Genomic DNA, 19,781 nt, shown 5'->3' with positions numbered 1-19,781 from the left:
ATTACTGTTTAAAATCATCTCCAATTAAGGCAATGCGCATACGATTTAACCCCTCTATCAGCAGCGCTTTAGGACACGCCACATTTAGGCGCATTTTAAGATGTCCTTCATTACCATATTTAATACCTGCGCTCAGCTCAACCTTAGCGGCTCGCAATTTGTCATAAAGCATTTGATCGTCCTCAGCATATGCCGAACAATCTAGCCAAATCAAATACGAAGCTTCTGGGCGCATCACCTTAATGTTAGGTAAATGCTCTGCTAAAAATTGTAGTGTTAAGTCAATATTGGCTTCGATATAAGTCAGCAACTGCGCCAACCACTCACCACCTTGCTCATAAGCACTACGCATCGCCGTATAAGCGAATAAATTTAGCTCATGTTCGTCACTTAAACGCTGCTGCTGGTTAATTTTACTCATTAATGCGCTGTCTTTAGCAAATATCATCGAGCCTTTAATACCGGCAATATTAAAGGTTTTAGTCATCGAGGTTAGGCTCACCACCTTGTGCTCATAGCCTGTTGCTAGGGTTAAAAAAGGAATAAAGGTGTGACCACTCAAAGTTAAATCTTGATGAATCTCATCACTCACAATCGCCACATCGTGCTTTTTGCAGATGAAAAGCAGCGCTTCAAGCTCATCCGCTGTCCATACCCGCCCGCCCGGATTATGCGGATTGCAGAACAAATATAGCTTAACTTTATGCTCGATAATTTTGGCTTCTATATCAGCTAAATCCAGATGGTATCGCCCCTCAATCTCCTGTAATACAGAAGTCACCAGCTTACGATTATTGTCCAAAACCTTGGTCATAAAAGGCGTATAGATAGGATCATTGATGAGTACCGCATCCCCTGCCTCGGTAAATACTTGCATCATCAGCACCAAACTTGGCACGACACCCGGAGAAAACAGGATATCCTGCTTATCCAGCCACAAGTCATAACGACTGCCATGCCAGTCGATAATCGCTTGATACAACGGCTCGGTCGGCACGGTGTAACCCAATATGCCATGCTGCGCTTCTTGTTCAATCGCCGCTAAAATAGGCTGGGCGGCCTTAAAGTCCATATCCGCGACCCATAGCGGAATCGTGTCATCGGTATAGTGCCATTTAAACGACCCCGTATCACGTCTGTCTATTATTTCATCAAAGTTGTACAACACCAGCATTCCCCTTTACGATTGCTTTATATTATAACTGTTCATTCGTCGGCTTAAATGATATTTAAAAATATAACATCATCATTATTTGAATAATGGCTAAAAATTAGTGTTACATTAATATTGCGGACTCTACATATGATCAAGTTATTTATGCCAGAGTACGCTGATATTGCAAGGATTGTGATCTATCAGCTTTTACTCAAACCCCCTACTAAGCCAAGATGGCTTGTCTAAAAGGATTTAGCATGATGAAAATGGACTTTTTACCAAACTTAGCACTCAAAACGTGTGCCCTTACTTTAGCCATCGCTGCCACCGCTTCATGCACGACTATGGCAACAGGCGCTGACTATCAAACGTCAAATGCACAAACCACCGCAAACACTACTGCCCTCGCTCTTGGCAATACAGCCACTGCTGGCGGCAGCAATGATACCGTTGCAATCGGTAATATGGCCAATGCAGGACTTAATTCTGCTACGGCTGTCGGCGGTCAAGCCAATGCCGCAGGTCTAGGCTCAACCTCTATCGGTTGGCAATCAAAAGCCACTGCCGAACGCGCGCAAGCTTTCGGTCATTTGGCCAATGCAAGCGGTGTTCGTTCTACCGCAGTCGGTGAAGCCGCTATGGCTGGTGGCACCAATGACACGGTCGCTGTTGGTAATAAAGCCAATGCAGGTCTAAACTCAGCAACGGCTGTTGGCGGTGAAGCCAATGCCGTAGGTCTAGGCTCAACGTCCATCGGTTGGCAGTCAAAAGCCACTGCCGAACGCGCGCAAGCTTTCGGTCATCTAGCCGATGCTAGTGGCGTACGCTCTACCGCAGTTGGTGAAGCGGCAGCCGCACAAGGTGCAAACTCGGTAGCGTTAGGTAATAAATCTATGGCTGGCGGCATGAACAGCATCGCTATCGGTAACGGAGCAATGGCGACGAAAAACAATCAAGTCGTCTTAGGTAATGCTGGACAAGTGCAATCTAGTACCGCAGCACAGTCAGGTACGGTCAGAATCGTCACTATTGATGACAACGGCACGTTAGGCACTATGATGGTTGACTACTACAAATCGGCTAAATAATTATAATTGAGCGGTTAACACTGACGCTGGTGTAGTTATAGTCAGTCATACTAGATAAAACAAAAACCTCGCAATTGCGAGGTTTTTTTGGTTGGTATGTTTGGTTTGCTTGATTGTGTTTTGAAGTACCGCTTTAGATTTCGTGGTTATCAAAGTTGTTATGAAGCTGGAGCCAATCCTGCCATTCGCTATTATCGTTTAATTTATAGATTGTCTAGCGTATGGTGTAAATTAAATAGGCGTTATTAATCTAACAGTCATAACCTCTATCATTGATAACAACATTAATTCCAAAAAAAGCAGAAAAATCGTCTACGTGTTTATCTAATTGATTAACATCTAGTACTTGATAAATACGAATGCTATTTTTAAAACCAGCTATCCTAATCTCCATCCAACAACCACCCCAACCTTTCGCAGGACGTAGATTGTCAATCTGTATACTTTCGATTTTATTAGGTAGTACCAAGCAAGACTTATCACCTTTGAAACCTATTACCTTATTTATATTATCAATCCATAAGATATTATCTTCATCATACTCAAGTAATGCAGTGATGAAGCTTGGTACAGGTTTTATACAGTAATCATAATAGTGATGATATTGCTCAATTTTAAGCCCATAGCTCATATAGTGAATTTTGCTAACAGTGCCTTGATGCTGATAATTACTATCTAGTAAAATAGGATAAGCATAATCTCTCTTATTATAAATATCTAAGCGAGTACATCTATCAGATATAGAATAATTAAGGACGTAGAAGATATCTTTTATGCACAAATTAAAAGAGTCTTCATCCATAACCATATTATCGGTAATTTTTTGCGCATATGTCTCATATTTAGAGAGCATTCCTGCTAGCTTTGAGTAAGTGTCTATATACCTTACTCCTTCTCTAATGTCGACTATATAATGCTGGATTGGTGACTCTAATGAAGTAGAGTTCCATAAAATCTTTGCATGATTAAATTTGATATGACCCACTATAATAGGTATATCAAAATAATAAAATTGTACATGATTTATATCTGTTTCTAGATGTCCTAAATTAAGAGCTAATAACTCAGAATACGTTGTATTCCATGATATACAGTATGAAGAGTCTTTATCTACAGTGAAGAAGTATAGAATATCTGGAGAGATATAAGGTGAAAGCTCTTCAAAGTCTGGTTGCCAATTTTTCAAAAAATACTTAGACCATATCGCTATTATTTTTTGCTTCCACATAAATGAGACCTTATGTTTCACTTACCCTTAAACTCAGCCTCACGTCTCTCAACCATCGCCATCACCCCTTCTTTCGCATCTTCTGAATGAAAGAGCGGCGGGAGATAGCTATGGATATTGGCCAATGCAGTCGCTGCCCCATTACGACTGGCATCTTGCGCGGATGATAGCGCCCCTTTTACACCCAAAGGCGCAGCTTTACAGATCGCTTGCGCCAGTGTCAATGCTCGATCGTATTCAGACCCATTTGCCACCACTTCGCTGACCAAATTCAACCTATCAGCCGTTTGCGCATCAAATGCTTTGCCCGTGAGTAGATACGGCATGGCTTTTTGCCAGCCTGCTGCTGCGACAAAGCGTACCGTCGCGCCACCAAATGGCATGATGCCGCGCTGCACTTCCATTTGCGCAAAGTTGCAGTTATCACTAGCGATGACCACATCACTATTGAGCATCAGCTCGATAGCCACAGTAAAGCAAGTGCCTTTTACTGCCACCACAACAGGCTTAGTACGCAATTTTCCACTGATGCCCCACGGGTCGATTTGGTTATCGTCAAACTCAAACACACCGTCATTTAGCTTGTCTTGCAGCTCTACCAAATCCAGACCTGCGGTAAAATGATCTCCATGAGCGAATATCAGCGCACAGCGAAGATTCGCGTCATTTTCATATTGAGTAAGTGCGTCAGAGAGTTGCTTGATCATATGGCTATCAAAGGCATTGCGTTTATCCACGCGATTGAGTCCGATTAGGCAGATATAATCTTGGACGTCATAGGTAATGCGAGTGTCATTGCTAGTAGAATTACTATTATTACTTTCCGTAGTCATGGTCTTATCCTTTTTAAAGCATTTATTTATAGAGTACAAATTACACTAAATTGATATTACTACAGTTAATAAACCTTCCTTTCAATATAGACATACGTTCGGTGCAACGCAAGCACCATATCAGCGGTGATATCAATATCAGTTGACCTCATTTACGATAAATGCAACTATTATCCAACTCAAGACATGACTCAGAGCATTTTATGGAATTTTGGCACGGTTTTTTGCTGATCACCAGCGTTCATCTACTCGCTGCCGCCTCTCCAGGGCCTGATTTTGTTTTGGTGTCGCAGCAAACCTTGGCAAAAGGGCGACGCACGGGTTTAATTTGTAGCCTTGGTATCACCTTGGGTTTAGCTGTTCACATTATTTATTCGGTGCTGGGACTAGCAACGCTGATTGCCCACTCGCAGCCATTATTGACCGCTATCAAATGGTTAGGCGGTAGTTATCTTATTTATCTCGGATGGCAAGGTATTCAAGCCAAAGCTAAAAAGCCAGCTGATTTAGCCCTTTCCGCAGAACCAACAGATTCAGGCGCTCACGTTTCGCACGATACACTTTCTAAGCAAACGACGCTTAGCACTCATACAGCACTTTCTGACAAAGCTATTTGTAATAAGAAACCGTCTACTGACACTGAATCGACCGCTTCCATTCTGCGCCGTGGCTTTTTTTGCAATGTGTTTAACCCAAAAGCACCAGTATATTTCGTCGCGATATTTACCCTCGTACTATCACCCGATATACCGGTGTGGCAACTAGCTATTTATGGCGTATGGATGATGGTCTTGCAGATGGCATGGTTTAGTACCGTGGTGATGTTACTTTCTATTCCTGCCATTCATCGTCGCTTTCAACGTTTTGAACATTGGATCGACCGCGTATTGGGTACAGCGATGATAATATTGGGATTAAATCTTATTTTACGTAGTCGATAAGACGCTAGTGACTCGTGAAATCTGCTAAAATGGTGCATTATATTCAAACATCAAAGCCCGATACTATGACCAGTAAGCCTATGAACCGTCGCCCAACCGCCAATAACCACAGAAACAGATCGCCTGAAACTGCCAAAAAATTAGGACAGCTACATCCGCGCAATCCGCACCAAGGTCGTTATGACTTTGAAGTATTGACTCGCGCTTTGCCTGAGCTTGCTAAGCACACCATTACCAATCCCAAAGGCGAGTCGACGATTAACTTCTCAGACAGTGCCGCCGTGCGCGTCCTTAATCAGGCACTACTAGCAAATTATTATGGTGTGAAATTTTGGGATATTCCTGAAGGTTATCTCTGCCCACCGATCCCTGGTCGTGCCGACTATATCCATTATATCTCTGACCTGCTCGCGCAAACCACGCATGTGAATAAAGACAATACACCGCCAAATGGCAAAGAAATCCACGCCCTAGATATTGGCACAGGTGCCAGTGCGATTTATCCGATTATTGGTAGTCAAAGCTACGGCTGGCGCTTTACTGCCTCTGATATCGACCCTATTTCGGTCAATACCGCCGCGCTGATTTGTGAGACCAACCCAAAGCTAAAAAGCGCCGTTAAAGTCAAACTACAGACCGAACCTAAATTTATTTTTAAAAATATCATCGGTCGCCAAGACTACTTTGATGTAGTGGTATGTAATCCGCCGTTTCATGCCTCGTTAGAAGAAGCGATGGAAGCCAATAGTCGTAAGCAGCATAATTTACAACGACATCGCGGTAAGAATGAAAATGAACAAATTAGCCGCAGCTCAACAAAGTCTGGCAATGCCGCGCAAAACCTAAACTTTGGTGGTCAGCATAAAGAGCTGTGGTCTGAGGGCGGTGAGATTGCCTTTTTAACTAAGATGGCAAAAGAGAGTCAAGATTTCGCTGAGCACGTTGGCTGGTTCACAAGTTTGGTCTCAAAATCAGAAAACGTAAAACCTCTGCAATTGCTGTTAAAACAACTTGGTGTCGCCCAAATGCGTATCATCGAGATGAGTCAAGGTCAAAAAAGTACTCGTATACTTGCATGGCGTTTTAATACTGATGAAGAGTAAATAATAATTAAGATCATAAATAACTATAGTTTCACGTGAAACAAAAAAGCACCCCTTTGATCATCAAAGGGGTGCTTTTTATTGTAGAGAATTAATCCAAATAATGGTGCTTATTAACGGATAAACATAACCTTTATACCAATGGCTATCAATACCAATCCACCAAGTATCTCAGCTTTATCCTCAAGCCACGTTCCCGAAGACTTACCTAAATAGATACCAAAAAAGCCAAATCCAGCAGTGACAATAGCGATGATGAAGCACGCTAACCACGCATTAAGTGCCAGTAAATTTAAAGTAAATCCTGCTGCCATGGCATCAATACTGGTGGCAATAGCCAGTGTAAACATCATGCGATGATTGATTTTTTCTTGCATATTTCTCTCAAAACTGTCTTCTAATACCGCTTCAACCTCACCATTAAACGCTTCATATAACATCTTAGCGCCAAGTAAAATCAAGATACCACCGCCAAGCCACGGGGCAGCAGTTGCCAACCAGCCTAGCAATACTGCACCCAATAAATACCCTATCAGTGGCATCACGCCTTGTGCGATACCAAAATACAGTGCTGCATAAACCGCTAAACGTAAAACATAAGCGGACGATTGTTTTTGGGACTTAGCGCCTAAACCAATTGATACCGCAAACGCATCCATTGCCAATGCTATAGCAAGTAAAATAACTTCGATCATTTCTATATCCATTATTTGAAGCATTTATTCAATTAAGTTTCACGTGAAACAAGCTTAATATTAAAAAACCACCGCATTGGTTGCCAAAGCGGTGGTTTTTCATTGATTCACAATATTATGCCATTTAGATATCTAAATTAGAAACCGTTAACGCATTTTCTTCGATAAAGATACGACGCGGCTCTACATGATCACCCATCAAGCAGGTGAACATATGATCCGCTGCGATAGCATCTTCAATATTGACGCGCAGCATACGGCGGTTTTCAGGATCCATGGTAGTATCCCACAGCTGATCGGCATTCATCTCGCCCAACCCTTTATAGCGCTGGATCGCTAGACCACGGCGCGCGTCCAGCATCATTTGCTGCCACAAATAATCGAAGTCACGTATTGGGATGTCTTTGGTTGTACCCGCTGTTGCGTCACGGCGAATAAAAGCATCTTCATCAAGCAAGGTATTCCATTCAGCTGATAAACGCAGCAGCTTAGTATACTCACCCGAATTGATAAAGCTGGCATCGAGCAAGTAATGATGGGCCAACTGATGCACATAGACCGTAATACGTGGCAGCCATTGTGCTTTAGGTGCTACTGCTTCGGCATCAAAGCTATCACCTTCTTCAACGGCAACGACAGGTTTCATACCCAATAAATCAGCGGCAGCGGCATCCATGTTTTTAGGCTGCGGTGCATGGATATTCACCAGCTCAATCTCAGGACTTAAGTCACTACCAAAGTGCTCAAGCTGAGTCTGCAGTGTGTCTTTCCACGCTTGCATTGCATCTTTATCATATGTCATGTCAGTACTAAGTTTTGGCGTATGAGTCAACGCATCTAACAACACGGCTGGATAACGAATCTGCAAGCGCGCTTTAATAAGCTGCGTTTGATTATAGTCGTTTAATAAAGTCTCTAACGCTTGACCAGTAATCGCAGGAGCATCAGCACTGATATGCAGCCTAGTATTATCAATCGTTGAAGATAATAAATACGCTTTAAGTGCCTCATCGTCTTTTAGATACAGCTCTTGACGACCTTTTTTGACTTTATAAAGCGGTGGCTGAGCAATATAAATATAACCACGTTCAATCAATTCAGGCGTTTGACGGAAGAAAAAGGTCAATAGTAAAGTGCGAATATGCGACCCATCAACGTCCGCATCGGTCATGATAATGATTTTATGATAGCGAACTTTATCAGGATTATATTCGTCAGGACCAATACCGCAACCAAGTGCAGTAATTAGATTACCGACTTCTTGTGACGATAACATTTTATCAAAACGCGCTCGCTCAACGTTTAGAATTTTACCTTTTAGGGGCAAAATCGCTTGAGTTTTACGGCTACGACCTTGCTTGGCTGAACCGCCAGCAGAGTCCCCTTCCACGATATATAACTCTGATAATGCAGGATCTTTTTCTTGGCAATCTGCCAATTTACCCGGCAGACCTGCGATATCTAATGTGGTCTTACGACGCGTCATCTCACGCGCTTTACGAGCAGCATCACGAGCACGAGCAGCATCAATGATTTTACCGGCAATCAATTTACCAGCGCTCGGATTTTCTTGCAGATAATCATTAAACTTATCGTGCATTGCTGATTCGACGGCAGATTTTACTTCACTTGATACCAGTTTATCTTTGGTTTGACTTGAAAACTTAGGATCTGGAACTTTGACAGATACGATAGCCGTTAGACCTTCACGGGCATCATCACCAGTCGCAGCCACTTTCTCTTTTTTGAAGAGATTTTCACGATCCATATAGGTATTCAAACAACGCGTGAGTGCTGAGCGGAAGCCAGATAAATGCGTGCCGCCATCGCGTTGTGGAATGTTATTGGTAAAACAAAACACCTTTTCGTTATAGGTATCTGTCCACTGCAACGCCACTTCGACACTGATGCCATCATCTTGATTACTGATAAAATGGAACACATCATTGATGCCATCTTTACCAGCATTAATATAGCTGACAAACTCTGATAATCCACCTTTGTGTTCAAACTCATGACGCTTATCAATACGCTCATCAGTCAAAACAATACGTACGCCAGAGTTTAAGAATGACAGCTCACGTAAACGCTTGGCTAAAATATCATATTCAAAAATAGTACCAGTAAATACGTCATTGCTAGGGTAAAAACGGATTTGTGTGCCAGTTTGATCTGTCGCTTCCATTTGCTGAATATCGCCATCAGGCACACCATCAGTATAAGTCTGATGATAATGATAACCTTCACGCCAGATATTCATCTCAAGCTTTTTGGATAGGGCGTTAACGACTGAAACGCCAACGCCATGCAGACCGCCAGAAACTTTATAGCTATTATCATCAAACTTACCACCAGCATGCAGTACCGTCATAATAACCTGTGCGGCAGACACACCTTCTTCTGGATGAATGTCAACAGGGACACCGCGACCATTATCCATCACGCTGACAGATTCATCTTCGTGGATAATGATATCAATTTGATCACAATGACCAGCAAGCGCTTCATCGATAGAGTTATCCACCACCTCAAAGACCATATGATGCAAGCCGGTACCATCATCGGTATCACCAATATACATACCAGGACGCACGCGCACCGCTTCTAGTCCGCGCAGTACTCGGATGTCTTTCGAGCTGTAATCAGAGGGTAATACCTCAGGAGCGACAGCGGCGGCAATAGTCTCAACTGCGCTGTCTGACGTTAATTGCTGGTGGTCGGTAGGTAATGAGTCACTCATGTGCATTCCTTGATCTAGCCATTATCAGCTGTTTATCATCAGCTCACCACAGTGGTGATACTTAATGATGCTATCTATAATATCGTTTTGTAGTCATATACTGTCTTTATTAAGGTTGGCCCAAGCTTTTTAGAAAATAATATAGAGGCAAAAAACCAGATTGAAAAATATGTCAGGTCTGCATACTCTATTTGATCCATACTGCGATTATTCTAAAAACTATGAAATTTAAAAATATTGAATAAAAATTAATTATTATCAACAACTTAAGTACTTACAACCAATAATAAAGATCCATATAAAACGGTAAGATAACTTGCTAAGAATAGGACAAAAATAAAGCTCTATTTTAGCATTTTTTTGCCTGTAAGTCACTGTTTAGGGAACGATTTCTAGGTATCAGAATGCGGTATAGAATGAGGGTAAAATATGCAAGGGGAAGGGTGCTTAAGGACATAAAATAAGGATTAATAACGCAGATATCAGTACCCTAGTAAAAGCTACTGAGCTGATAAAACAGCTCCTTGTTTCATGTGAAACACTTGAGATTTTTCCCAATATTTATGTATTAAAGGTAAAATGCTGTCTGTCAAACTGGTCACAAATACCTGACATGGTAGCTGTGCTAATGTTGATAATAAAATCTCTATCGCCTTATCATCTAGCTCTGCAGTAATATCATCTAGTAATACTACTGGTGTAGCACTTAATTTAGCGTCACTGTTATATAGCTCGCTATTAGTTTTAGCATTAAGCAACAATGGTAATTGTGATAAACGCAATGCCGTAATCAACAGTTTTTTCTCTCCACGAGATAAAATATTAGCTGCCTGCTCTTTTAAAATAGGCAGTTTAACAGTCGGATCCGCTGATAAAGGTGGGTTTAGATTTTCATCAGCTATCTGTCTTGAGCCTATCGAGCGCCAATGTACGTGAATATCAGCACGATGGTTACCAATACGGGTATAACCCAACTGCAAATCTTGCTCTAGGCGTTCATTAAGCTGTATGTCGAGCGCTATACCAGTATCATAGCCCGCATTGTAGCTTAAGCTCAAGTGTTCAGCATAAGCAGGCAATAACTGTGCAATGCTCTTAGAAAAATAAGGCTGCCAAGCTTCAAATATAGCTTGACGGTAGTGATGAATCAGCGCTGCATGACTGGCCAGCCCCTTATCCCAAGCTTTAAGCTCAGCGAGCTGAACCTGAGTCAAATGACGCCGTTGCTTTAGTAAACTATTGCGCTGTTTTAAAAGACGTTGATAAGCAACCCACTGGGGGTGGAAGCCTTGTTTCATGTGAAACACTAACCAATCCAATAGTTGGCGACGACTGGCACTACCCTGCTCTAGCATGTCCATCGTTGATGGATCTATAAGCAATGTTGGTAGCTGCTCGGTCAAGATGCTTTGGTTGTAAACGGTGGTTTGATTTAAACGCAGAATAGTCGTTGCATCTGCTTTCTTTTGGATAGCTAAGGTACGGCTGTCATTGAGATTAGCATGTATAGTGGCAGACTCTTGATAATGTTGGATATAGCGTTTAGGCTGATGATGACGGAAACTTTTGCCTCTTGATAACAAAAATATAGCTTCAAGTAACGAGGTTTTACCACTGCCATTAACGCCGATAATAACATTACAAGCTGCAGGCGATAAATTGATGTGCGTTAAATTGCGCAAGTGAGAGATTTGTAGACGTTCAATCATAATACCGACAGCCGCCTATAAATCTTGCTTGTATTTTAGCAGGCAAAAGTTTAATTAAAATATAAGATTTTAAGCTTTGGAAGCTTGAAATTATCGATATGATGAGGGTTAAAATTCATAACAATTATAACTTTCAACCCTAATTATCTATCATTTAAAGAATAGATTATATGCGCATTGGCATAATAACGTACTGATGAAACTCATCATTTAACTGATTAACCAATACTGACGCATTTGACTGGCTCATATGCATTTGCAAGTCGCCTTGGATGACACCTAGCACGTCTTGTAGATAAGCAGCATTAAAGGACAACTCCATCGGCTCACCTTGATACTTAGCTTGAATCATCTCCACCGCTTCATCTTGCTCTGCATTATTGGCGCGTACTTCTACCATACCATCACTGGCAAAATTAAAGACTACTCCGCGAGACTTCTCATTACTCAAAATCGCGACACGGCGCAGCACATCCATCATTTTCTCTTGATTAAATAGAGCAAGTTTGTCCGTATTGCTAGGCATCACACGGCGATAGTCAGGAAATTTACCATCAATCAGACGCGCAGTAAAAGTCACCATCAAATCCTGACTGACCTGACCTGCGCTATCCACATCACCAAATGGTAAGCTCACTTGCAGAAACTCACGACCGAAACTCAACGTGACGGCATTGTCTTTATCACCAAGCATTTTGCCCAGCTCGGTAGCCAAACGCTCAAGCTCAATTACAGCCTTACGTGGCAAGATAGCCTGCATACTTAAATCAGCACTGACTTCAATAACACTACGTGCTAATGCCAGTCTATGACCATCGGTTGCAACCGTCGTTAACTGCTGCTGTGATACATCAAATAGCATACCCGTTAGATAATAACGGACATCTTGAATCGCCATCGCAAATTGGGTCTTATGAATCAAATCAATAAGACGACTACGGCTAATCGTCAATGGCGTGATATTTTCAGGGTTACCCAAACTTGGATAGTCTTCGCTAGGCAATGTACCTAAGGTAAAACGACTTTTGCCACTGGTTAGTAAACAACGTTGGTTTTCTTGAGTTATCAGAGTAACTTGTGCTTGAGCGGGTAAAGATTTACAGATATCTCTTAATTTAGTGGCAGGCAATGTCGTTGTACCTGCTTCAACACAAGCTCCAGCAGGCAATTTCAACGTCGATGTCAGCTCTACTTCTAAATCAGAAGCTGTCAAAACAAGCTCTGATTCAAATAGCTGTAGCTTGATATTACCCAAGATAACCATATTGTGGCGTTTATCAGCAGCCTTGGCGATCAAGTTAATGGCTTTTAGTAACGACTCTCGATTAATCGATAATTGCATGCTTAGTTACTCTTATTTGATTGATTCTTTTTATAAAAATAAAGAATATTGACTTAATATACCCTGTCTACTGACGATAATCTATTAGGGGTCTGTATACGCCCGTTTTCAACATTATAAACCATATCTATCTACTAAAATATAGTGATAGTAGAGCCTTCTAACCAGCTTGCAGCATCAAAGCTAAGGTCTTGTAATCCTTGTCAAACGCTGGATCGGCGGCACGTAGCTCATTCACTTTATCACAAGCATGCATCACTGTTGTGTGGTCGCGTCCTCCAAAAGACTGCCCAATCTCAGGAAAACTCTCGCTGGTCAACTCTCGTGATAGTGCCATCGCTATTTGGCGAGGTCTAGCAATACTACGCGTACGCTTGCGACCGAGCATATCTTTAATCGTCACATCATAATATTCAGCGACCACTTTACGAATATTATCCATATTGACCGCTTGTACGCGCATGGCAACGATATCTTTTAAGGCATATTGCACCATTTCAAGGGTAATAGGGGCGCCGGTTAAGTTAGCATTGGCAAATACCTGATTTAAAGCGCCTTCCAAACGTCTCACATTAGAAACAACATTTTGAGCGATGAATAATGCACATTCTTTAGGAAGGCTCATTCCATAAGAGGCGGCTTTCCTTTGTAAGATTTGTACGCGCGTATCAATTTCAGGCGGATCAACTGCGACCGTTAAGCCCCAAGAAAAACGAGATCTAAAGCGCTCGTCAAATTCGGTCATCTGTGAGGGATGCCGATCGGATGCCAAAATTAGCTGTTTATCACCACTGGTGAAATCTGCAAACAATGTTAAAAACTCATTACTACTTTTAGTCTTTCCAGCTAATACATGAATATCATCTACTATTAACAAATCTACTTTTTTTATTTTCTTTTTAAAGTCTTCTATTTTATTATTTCTTAATGAATAAACCAATTGATTAATAAATTTTTCAGAAGTGAAATAATAAAAAGTTTGATTATTTTTTAAATAGCGATGTGCTACTGAATGCATTAAATGGGTTTTTCCTAAACCAGAAGGTCCATATATAAACAAAGGATTGTGACGGTTTTTTGATTGACGTTTACCAAGCTCATAGCATGCCTTATAGGCAAGGTTATTAGACTTACCTGTGACAAAGGTTTCAAAGGTAAAATCAGGATTTAAATAATTTAAGGATTTCGCATCAGCAGAGTCAACGGCTTCCGCATGACGCATATTGGCATCGATATCTGCTTTGGCATTATTATGATGAATCGTTTCAAAATCATGATTTGAAGGGGTAGGGGAGAGGTTATCTTCTGAGAATAATGATCCCGATTGCAGCGAGCTACTATCATCGATATCGCGACCAGCGTTATCAACACGTACAATAACTTCTTCAATACTTCCCTGACTATGCTTAGCAACCAGCTGCTGAATATCCTCTAAGTGGTTCTTTTTGATGTAAGTTACAAAATAATCATTAGGTGCAAGAATGATTAAGGTGTTGTTTTCTTGATGAGCTGACAATGGCCTTAACCACATGGTAAACACGTTATCTTTGACATGATAACGTAGGTCGTTTAGGCATTTATCCCAAATGTTTGCTGTATCTATCATGAATATCAGTAGCCCTATAGTTCAAAGTATTAGCATTTTTTATTGTAAGAATAGATCGAATTAGGTCTAAAAAGGCGTTGAGGCTTACGTTAAGCAACCTATTACAAAGTACACTAACATCTTATATCTTATAGGGGAGTAATCTACCACAAATAACCTGTGGATAAAACCTTGTTTTCTGGGGATAAGCCTGTGGATATTTTTGTGTATAAGTAATAATATTAAGTTATCCATATTCCACCCACAGGTTATACACAGGGTTACCCATAGCTTAAATCTTTGATTATAAAAGAAAATTAACACTTAACCACAGAAAAACAGTACCCCAATAACAACAATATCTATATATATTAATCAATTAATTATTATAAGAATGGATCAAAAATGTGGATAACTTTAAAAATCATCGCCAATAATACAAATTGTTTTCAAACTAGATAATAAGATTTACAGTAGTGAATTTATCAAGTACGCAGAGGATGACTAACTTCTTAGATGAGTTTTAAAAAACTCATCAGCTTTCTACAAAAAGTAAAAAATCGAAGAGCGATATCACGCTGCTTTAAAACGTAGTGAATAGTTTATTGACCCACATCCTATGCAATGATATAATCCTCCGTTATTACGAATTTAGTCCATTATTTTGATAGGTGAGTTATGAAACGTACATTCCAACCAAGCGTGATCAAGCGTAAACGTACTCACGGTTTCCGTGCTCGTATGGCAACTAAAAAAGGCCGTCAGGTCTTAGCTCGTCGCCGCGCTAAAGGACGTCATCGCCTTACTGTATAATCAGTAGATTGCGATAAGCATGGCTCATAGTGCTTGTTGTGTTTCTATTATTTATAGATTGCGATAGTCAATCATCACAACTGACACTTAGCCATATATTAAAAGCGCCCACATCGGCGCTTTTTTTGTCTCTATATTTTGTTATTATTTCTACTATCGTTATCATCTCTTATACTAGGTTGTACTATGTCTAATACTCCTCCAACGACACTAAATGCCCGCTTTACTAAAGAGCAGCGTTTACTCACGCCTGCAGCCTTTCGTGAGGTCTTTGACGCGCCTGAGCGTAAGCTACATCAGAGCCATCTGATGGCGTTTGTGCGTACTAACACTCATGAGCAGCCACGAGTCGGTATGGCGATCACCAAGCGCAAAGTCCCTACGGCAGTTTCGCGAAATCTAATCAAACGTCAAATACGTGAGCAGTTTCGAATAAAAGCTTCTAGTTTAGAAAATAAAGACATTGTTTTTATCGTTAAAAACTCTGTTAAAGGCTTAAGTAATAAAGAAATAAAAATGGAAATAATTAATATTTTTAAAAAAATAGAAAAAAAATAATATGAATTTGTTTATAAAAATAATAAATAAATACTTATATAATTTATTATATAATTTATTAGCTTTTTATCAAAAAATAATAAGTCCCATATTACCTGCTCGGTGTCGATATTATCCAACCTGTTCAAACTATGGTAAGCAAGCTCTAGCTTGGTATGGTGTTTGGAATGGGAGTTTACTATTATTAAAACGCATTAGTCGCTGTCATCCATTAGGCGGACATGGAGTTGATTTTGTGCCTCTACCTTTGGCTTCTTATCGTTATCAATACTTATCCCGTAATCTAGTAGCTCATGGACAGTTTCACGGTTTTTATGTTTATCGAGATAATCATGGCTATGTTACTCGCCTAAATCATATGATGAAATTGACCTAAGACGTAAGCTTTACTAAGCGTTTCTATATATCTACCTAGTTACCCACAAGTTATCCACACTGTTGGTATCATTTAGAATCGTTTTTTAGTAAAATGATGAACATTTTATGTGATTGACTACTGACATTACCGTTCACTATATGGGCCAATGCTGTGTGGTGGTCATAACACATGCCCTAGTTTTTTTATTCCCTAATTTTTTAATCTAGGAAAGGTTTATGCAAAAGATATTTCGGGTGATGATCATCATTGCGATGTTAATCACCGCTTATCTGCTGATTTTGGCATGGCGTGATGATTATGCAGATGCCCCAGCTGTAGACACGGTGCCAGAAACTGCAGCTTCAGTAGGAGCCGATATTCCTTCTACTAGCGGTGCAGCAGGTGATATTCCAGTACAGACGCTACCTGTCGACAACGGTACAGTTGATAGCGCTGTGACTGCTACACCTGCTACTGATGCAGGACTAATCACAGTCACTACTGATCGTTATGACATCAAAATCAATCCAGAAGGCGGTGACATCGTTTATGCTGCGCTAAAGCAGTATGATGCGACCCTTGATAGCGATAAGCCTTTTGTATTGCTAGAAAACAACAGTAACCGCGTTTACGTGGCTCAGTCTGGTCTGATTGGTCAAAATGGTATCGATACCGCAGAAGGTCGTGCCAAATACAGCCATACCGCTAACAATTACGTGATGGAAAAAGGCCAGCAAACGTTATCAGTGCCGCTTACGTATAAAAAAGATGGCGTGACAGTCACTAAGACCTTTACCTTTACTCACGATAAATATCCTATTGATATCAGCTATAAGATTCAAAATGCTTCTACAGCGGCATGGCAAGGTCAGATGTTTGCGCAGCTAAAGCGTGATGATAGTAAGGATCCCGGTATGTCTGATAAAGGTGCGCTTAGTATGGCAACCTATTTGGGCGGCGCTTGGGGTACACCCGATGATCCCTATAATAAGCTGAAGTTTGGTAAGTTTAATGATGGTGAATTGACCACAACCAGTGATAAAGGTTGGGTTGGCATCGTACAGCATTACTTTGTGTCAGCATGGACGCCTGAAAACTTTACTGGTAAATTCTTTAGCCGCGAAACAGGTGATGATTACTTTATCGGTTTTAACAGTCAGCCTGTCAATGTTGCACCAAACAAGCAAGTAACCTTAAATGCGACGCTATATGCAGGACCAAAGGTACAATCTGAGCTTAAGGATGTAGCGGTAGGGTTAAATCAGACGGTCGATTATGGTCTGTTATGGCCAATATCAAAGATATTGTTTGGTATTTTGGATGGCATTCATAAAGTCATCGGTAACTGGGGCTGGTCAATTATTCTATTGACTATCTTAGTGAAGCTGGCATTGATGTGGTTTTCAAACAAGAGCTATTACTCGATGGCGAAGATGCGTGCGATTGCACCGCGCCTTGCTGCATTAAAAGAAGAGCATGGCGACGATCGCATGAAAATGTCACAAGAAATGATGGCAATGTACAAAGAAGAAAAAGTCAATCCAATGGCGGGTTGTTTGCCGATTCTGATGCAGATGCCGATTTTCTTAGCCTTGTATTGGGTACTGGTTGAGAGTGTTGAACTACGTCATGCACCGTGGATCTTATGGATTCAGGATTTATCAGCGATGGACCCGTGGTTTATTTTGCCACTATTAATGGGTGCATCGATGTTTATCCAGCAGCAGCTTAATCCACAGCCAGCTGATCCGATGCAAGCGAAAGTAATGAAGTTCTTACCGATTATTTTCACCGCGTTCATGCTGTTCTTCCCAGCAGGTCTAGTACTATACTGGACTGTGAATAACTTATTTAGTATGACGCATCAATATATCGTCAATAAAAAAGTAGAAGAAGAGCAAAAGCTTCGTACGGTTAAGGTACTGGATTAATCATTTAATAGTTTATAGTTTTAAAAAACCATCGTTACGGCGGTGGTTTTTTTATGCTCTTAATGTCATATCTGGTATGAATACCTACTTAAGACTACGCCATAGTCGCTACAGCCAAGCTAGATGATATTGGAAAAGACTTACAATGAGGAGATTGCGCTCTTTAAAGATTGTTTTGTCAGTGTGCGTTAAGCCGTCTATAATGGGGTTTTTAGTTATTGAGAGTACTTGTGGATTCCCAAGAGTTGGCGTTAGCCGCCCCTGAGTCATCAAAAAATCTCGGTTTTTCGAGTCTACCTACCATTGCAGCTATTGCTACACCGCTTGGACGGGGTGGGGTCGGGGTTATTCGTCTGTCTGGCACACGTGCGTATAGCATTGCTTGTACACTGACAGGAAAATCAGCATTTAAACCGCGCATGGCGAGCTTCTGCCGATTCTATCAAGCAGATGGCACGGTCATCGATGAAGGGTTGGTGCTGTATTTTAAGGGTCCGCACTCGTTTACCGGCGAAGATGTGATTGAACTGCAAGGTCATGGTGGCATGATTTTGCAAAATCAGTTGTTGGCACGTGTGTTTGAGTTAGGGGCAAAACAAGCCAGCGCTGGAGAGTTCTCTTATCGTGCCTTTGATAATGATAAGTTGGATTTGGTACAGGCAGAAGCCATTGCAGATGCGATTGATGCTACCAGCGCCGCCGCTGCTAGCAGTGCTATTCGGTCACTCAGCGGCGAGTTTTCACAAAAGATTAATCAGCTACTTGAGCAGTTAATTCATCTGCGTCTGCATGTTGAAGCAGCCATCGATTTTCCTGATGAAGAAGACGTTGATTTTTTATCAGATGGGGTCATACAAGGTAAGCTTGAACAGACACAAGAAAAAATCCAGCAGGTCTTGGCGACTGCTAAGCAAGGACAATTATTACGTGATGGTATTCATGTGGTATTGGCAGGTAGACCTAATGCTGGTAAATCAAGCTTGCTTAATCGCCTAGCTGGTCAAGAGCGTGCTATCGTCACTGATGTGGCGGGTACAACGCGTGATACACTACAAGAAACCGTTGTCCTCAATGGTTTGACGCTACACTTGACTGATACGGCAGGCCTGCGCGAGACAGAAGACACGGTCGAGCGTATCGGCATTGAGCGCGCGCGTACAGCGATTGCTCAGGCAGATATGCTGTTAATGGTTTATGATGTAACCCGTGATCTTGAAGAAGAAAGTACCCCATTACAGCTCGCTGAGCAGCTATTTGGCGAGCTACCAGAAGCCAAGCGCTTGTTAATTATCGCTAATAAAAGTGATTTATTAAACAATAATAGCAGCAAAGAAATAACCTCTATTTCGCAACAAGAGATTCATAATCGCGGTTACGAGCAAGTTAATGTTTCATGTGAAACAGGCGCAGGTATTGATGATTTAGTCGAAACTCTGTGTGCCAAAGTAGGGTTTCATCCACCCGAAAATAGCTTGATAGCTCGTACGCGTCATCTAGATGCGTTAAGAAGAACGGCTGAATATTTAGCAGAAGCTCATGAGCAGCTAACCGTCTTTAAAGCGGGTGAGTTAGTCGCTGAAAGTTTGCGTCAAGCTCAGCATAGTCTGGGCGAAATTACCGGGGAATTTAGTGCAGATGATTTGTTGGGCAAGATTTTTGGCAGTTTTTGCATTGGTAAGTAATCTTATTTACGGTTATAAA

Annotated in this window: 16 protein-coding genes; 8 read left to right on the top strand and 8 right to left on the bottom strand. The window is 41.3% G+C overall.

All coding sequences use genetic code 11. The features are described 5' to 3' along the window. Nucleotide 1: 1 nt before the first annotated feature. Nucleotides 2–1,174 (bottom strand): MalY/PatB family protein, encoded by a 1,173-nt coding sequence (locus H0262_RS00510; RefSeq protein ID WP_181209308.1) that lies wholly within the window; start codon nt 1,172–1,174, stop codon nt 2–4. A 239-nt stretch (nt 1,175–1,413) separates the two neighbouring features. Between H0262_RS00510 and H0262_RS00505 the strand changes: the two genes are divergently transcribed. Beyond that, nucleotides 1,414–2,244, top strand: coding sequence for a hypothetical protein (locus H0262_RS00505; protein WP_181209307.1), 831 nt, complete (start codon nt 1,414–1,416; stop codon nt 2,242–2,244). A gap of 250 nt (nt 2,245–2,494) precedes the next feature. On the opposite strand, the gene H0262_RS00500 is transcribed toward H0262_RS00505, so the two are convergent. Then, nucleotides 2,495–3,472 carry a hypothetical protein gene (locus H0262_RS00500; RefSeq protein ID WP_181209306.1) on the bottom strand — a complete coding sequence of 326 codons (978 nt, stop codon included), beginning with the start codon at nt 3,470–3,472 and terminating at the stop codon, nt 2,495–2,497. A 17-nt stretch (nt 3,473–3,489) separates the two neighbouring features. Then, entirely contained in the window at nt 3,490–4,305 is an 816-nt protein-coding gene (locus H0262_RS00495; protein ID WP_181209305.1) for a crotonase/enoyl-CoA hydratase family protein, read from the bottom strand. A gap of 203 nt (nt 4,306–4,508) precedes the next feature. Here H0262_RS00495 and H0262_RS00490 point away from each other — a divergent pair, with 203 nt between their 5' ends. Both H0262_RS00490 and rlmF read left to right on the top strand, forming a co-directional pair. Continuing rightward, complete coding sequence (locus H0262_RS00490) at nt 4,509–5,246, top strand: LysE family translocator (RefSeq protein ID WP_181209304.1); 738 nt, start codon at nt 4,509–4,511, stop codon at nt 5,244–5,246. A gap of 65 nt (nt 5,247–5,311) precedes the next feature. Then, the gene (gene rlmF / locus H0262_RS00485) at nt 5,312–6,349 is read left to right on the top strand and encodes a 23S rRNA (adenine(1618)-N(6))-methyltransferase RlmF (RefSeq protein WP_181209303.1); all 1,038 of its coding nucleotides are present in this window, start codon (nt 5,312–5,314) and stop codon (nt 6,347–6,349) included. 113 nt (nt 6,350–6,462) lie between these two features. On the opposite strand, the gene H0262_RS00480 is transcribed toward rlmF, so the two are convergent. The 5 genes from H0262_RS00480 to dnaA form a co-directional block, all read right to left on the bottom strand. Next, nucleotides 6,463–7,044: a manganese efflux pump gene (locus tag H0262_RS00480; RefSeq protein ID WP_220432352.1), complete on the bottom strand. Its 582-nt coding sequence runs from the start codon at nt 7,042–7,044 to the stop codon at nt 6,463–6,465. Between the two features lie 124 nt (nt 7,045–7,168). Further along, entirely contained in the window at nt 7,169–9,784 is a 2,616-nt protein-coding gene (gene gyrB, locus H0262_RS00475; protein WP_181209301.1) for a DNA topoisomerase (ATP-hydrolyzing) subunit B, read from the bottom strand. A gap of 500 nt (nt 9,785–10,284) precedes the next feature. Beyond that, on the bottom strand, nt 10,285–11,493 hold the full coding sequence (recF, locus tag H0262_RS00470) for a DNA replication/repair protein RecF (RefSeq protein ID WP_181209300.1): 1,209 nt from the start codon (nt 11,491–11,493) through the stop codon (nt 10,285–10,287). A 166-nt stretch (nt 11,494–11,659) separates the two neighbouring features. Then, nucleotides 11,660–12,835, bottom strand: coding sequence for a DNA polymerase III subunit beta (gene dnaN, locus H0262_RS00465; protein WP_181209299.1), 1,176 nt, complete (start codon nt 12,833–12,835; stop codon nt 11,660–11,662). Between the two features lie 160 nt (nt 12,836–12,995). Further along, nucleotides 12,996–14,441: a chromosomal replication initiator protein DnaA gene (dnaA, locus tag H0262_RS00460; RefSeq protein WP_181209298.1), complete on the bottom strand. Its 1,446-nt coding sequence runs from the start codon at nt 14,439–14,441 to the stop codon at nt 12,996–12,998. 657 nt (nt 14,442–15,098) lie between these two features. On the opposite strand from dnaA, the gene rpmH reads away from it, so the two are divergent. The 5 genes from rpmH to mnmE all read left to right on the top strand — a co-directional run bounded on the left by rpmH (nt 15,099) and on the right by mnmE (nt 19,762). Further along, the gene (rpmH, locus tag H0262_RS00455) at nt 15,099–15,233 is read left to right on the top strand and encodes a 50S ribosomal protein L34 (RefSeq protein ID WP_007394757.1); all 135 of its coding nucleotides are present in this window, start codon (nt 15,099–15,101) and stop codon (nt 15,231–15,233) included. A 186-nt stretch (nt 15,234–15,419) separates the two neighbouring features. Further along, nucleotides 15,420–15,791 carry a ribonuclease P protein component gene (gene rnpA, locus H0262_RS00450; protein ID WP_181209297.1) on the top strand — a complete coding sequence of 124 codons (372 nt, stop codon included), beginning with the start codon at nt 15,420–15,422 and terminating at the stop codon, nt 15,789–15,791. 1 nt (nt 15,792) lies between these two features. After that, on the top strand, nt 15,793–16,167 hold the full coding sequence (yidD, locus tag H0262_RS00445; protein ID WP_181209296.1) for a membrane protein insertion efficiency factor YidD: 375 nt from the start codon (nt 15,793–15,795) through the stop codon (nt 16,165–16,167). Between the two features lie 218 nt (nt 16,168–16,385). Next, the gene (yidC, locus tag H0262_RS00440; protein ID WP_011514771.1) at nt 16,386–18,080 is read left to right on the top strand and encodes a membrane protein insertase YidC; all 1,695 of its coding nucleotides are present in this window, start codon (nt 16,386–16,388) and stop codon (nt 18,078–18,080) included. Between the two features lie 245 nt (nt 18,081–18,325). Continuing rightward, nucleotides 18,326–19,762 carry a tRNA uridine-5-carboxymethylaminomethyl(34) synthesis GTPase MnmE gene (mnmE, locus tag H0262_RS00435; RefSeq protein ID WP_181209596.1) on the top strand — a complete coding sequence of 479 codons (1,437 nt, stop codon included), beginning with the start codon at nt 18,326–18,328 and terminating at the stop codon, nt 19,760–19,762. The last annotated feature ends 19 nt before the right edge of the window (nt 19,763–19,781 follow it).

Origin of the sequence: Psychrobacter sp. D2 (assembly GCF_013608135.1) — a bacterium.
Taxonomy (GTDB): Bacteria; Pseudomonadota; Gammaproteobacteria; order Pseudomonadales; family Moraxellaceae; genus Psychrobacter; species Psychrobacter cryohalolentis.
Note: the sequence above shows the minus strand (reverse complement) of the source record. Positions and strands in the feature narration are given on the sequence as shown.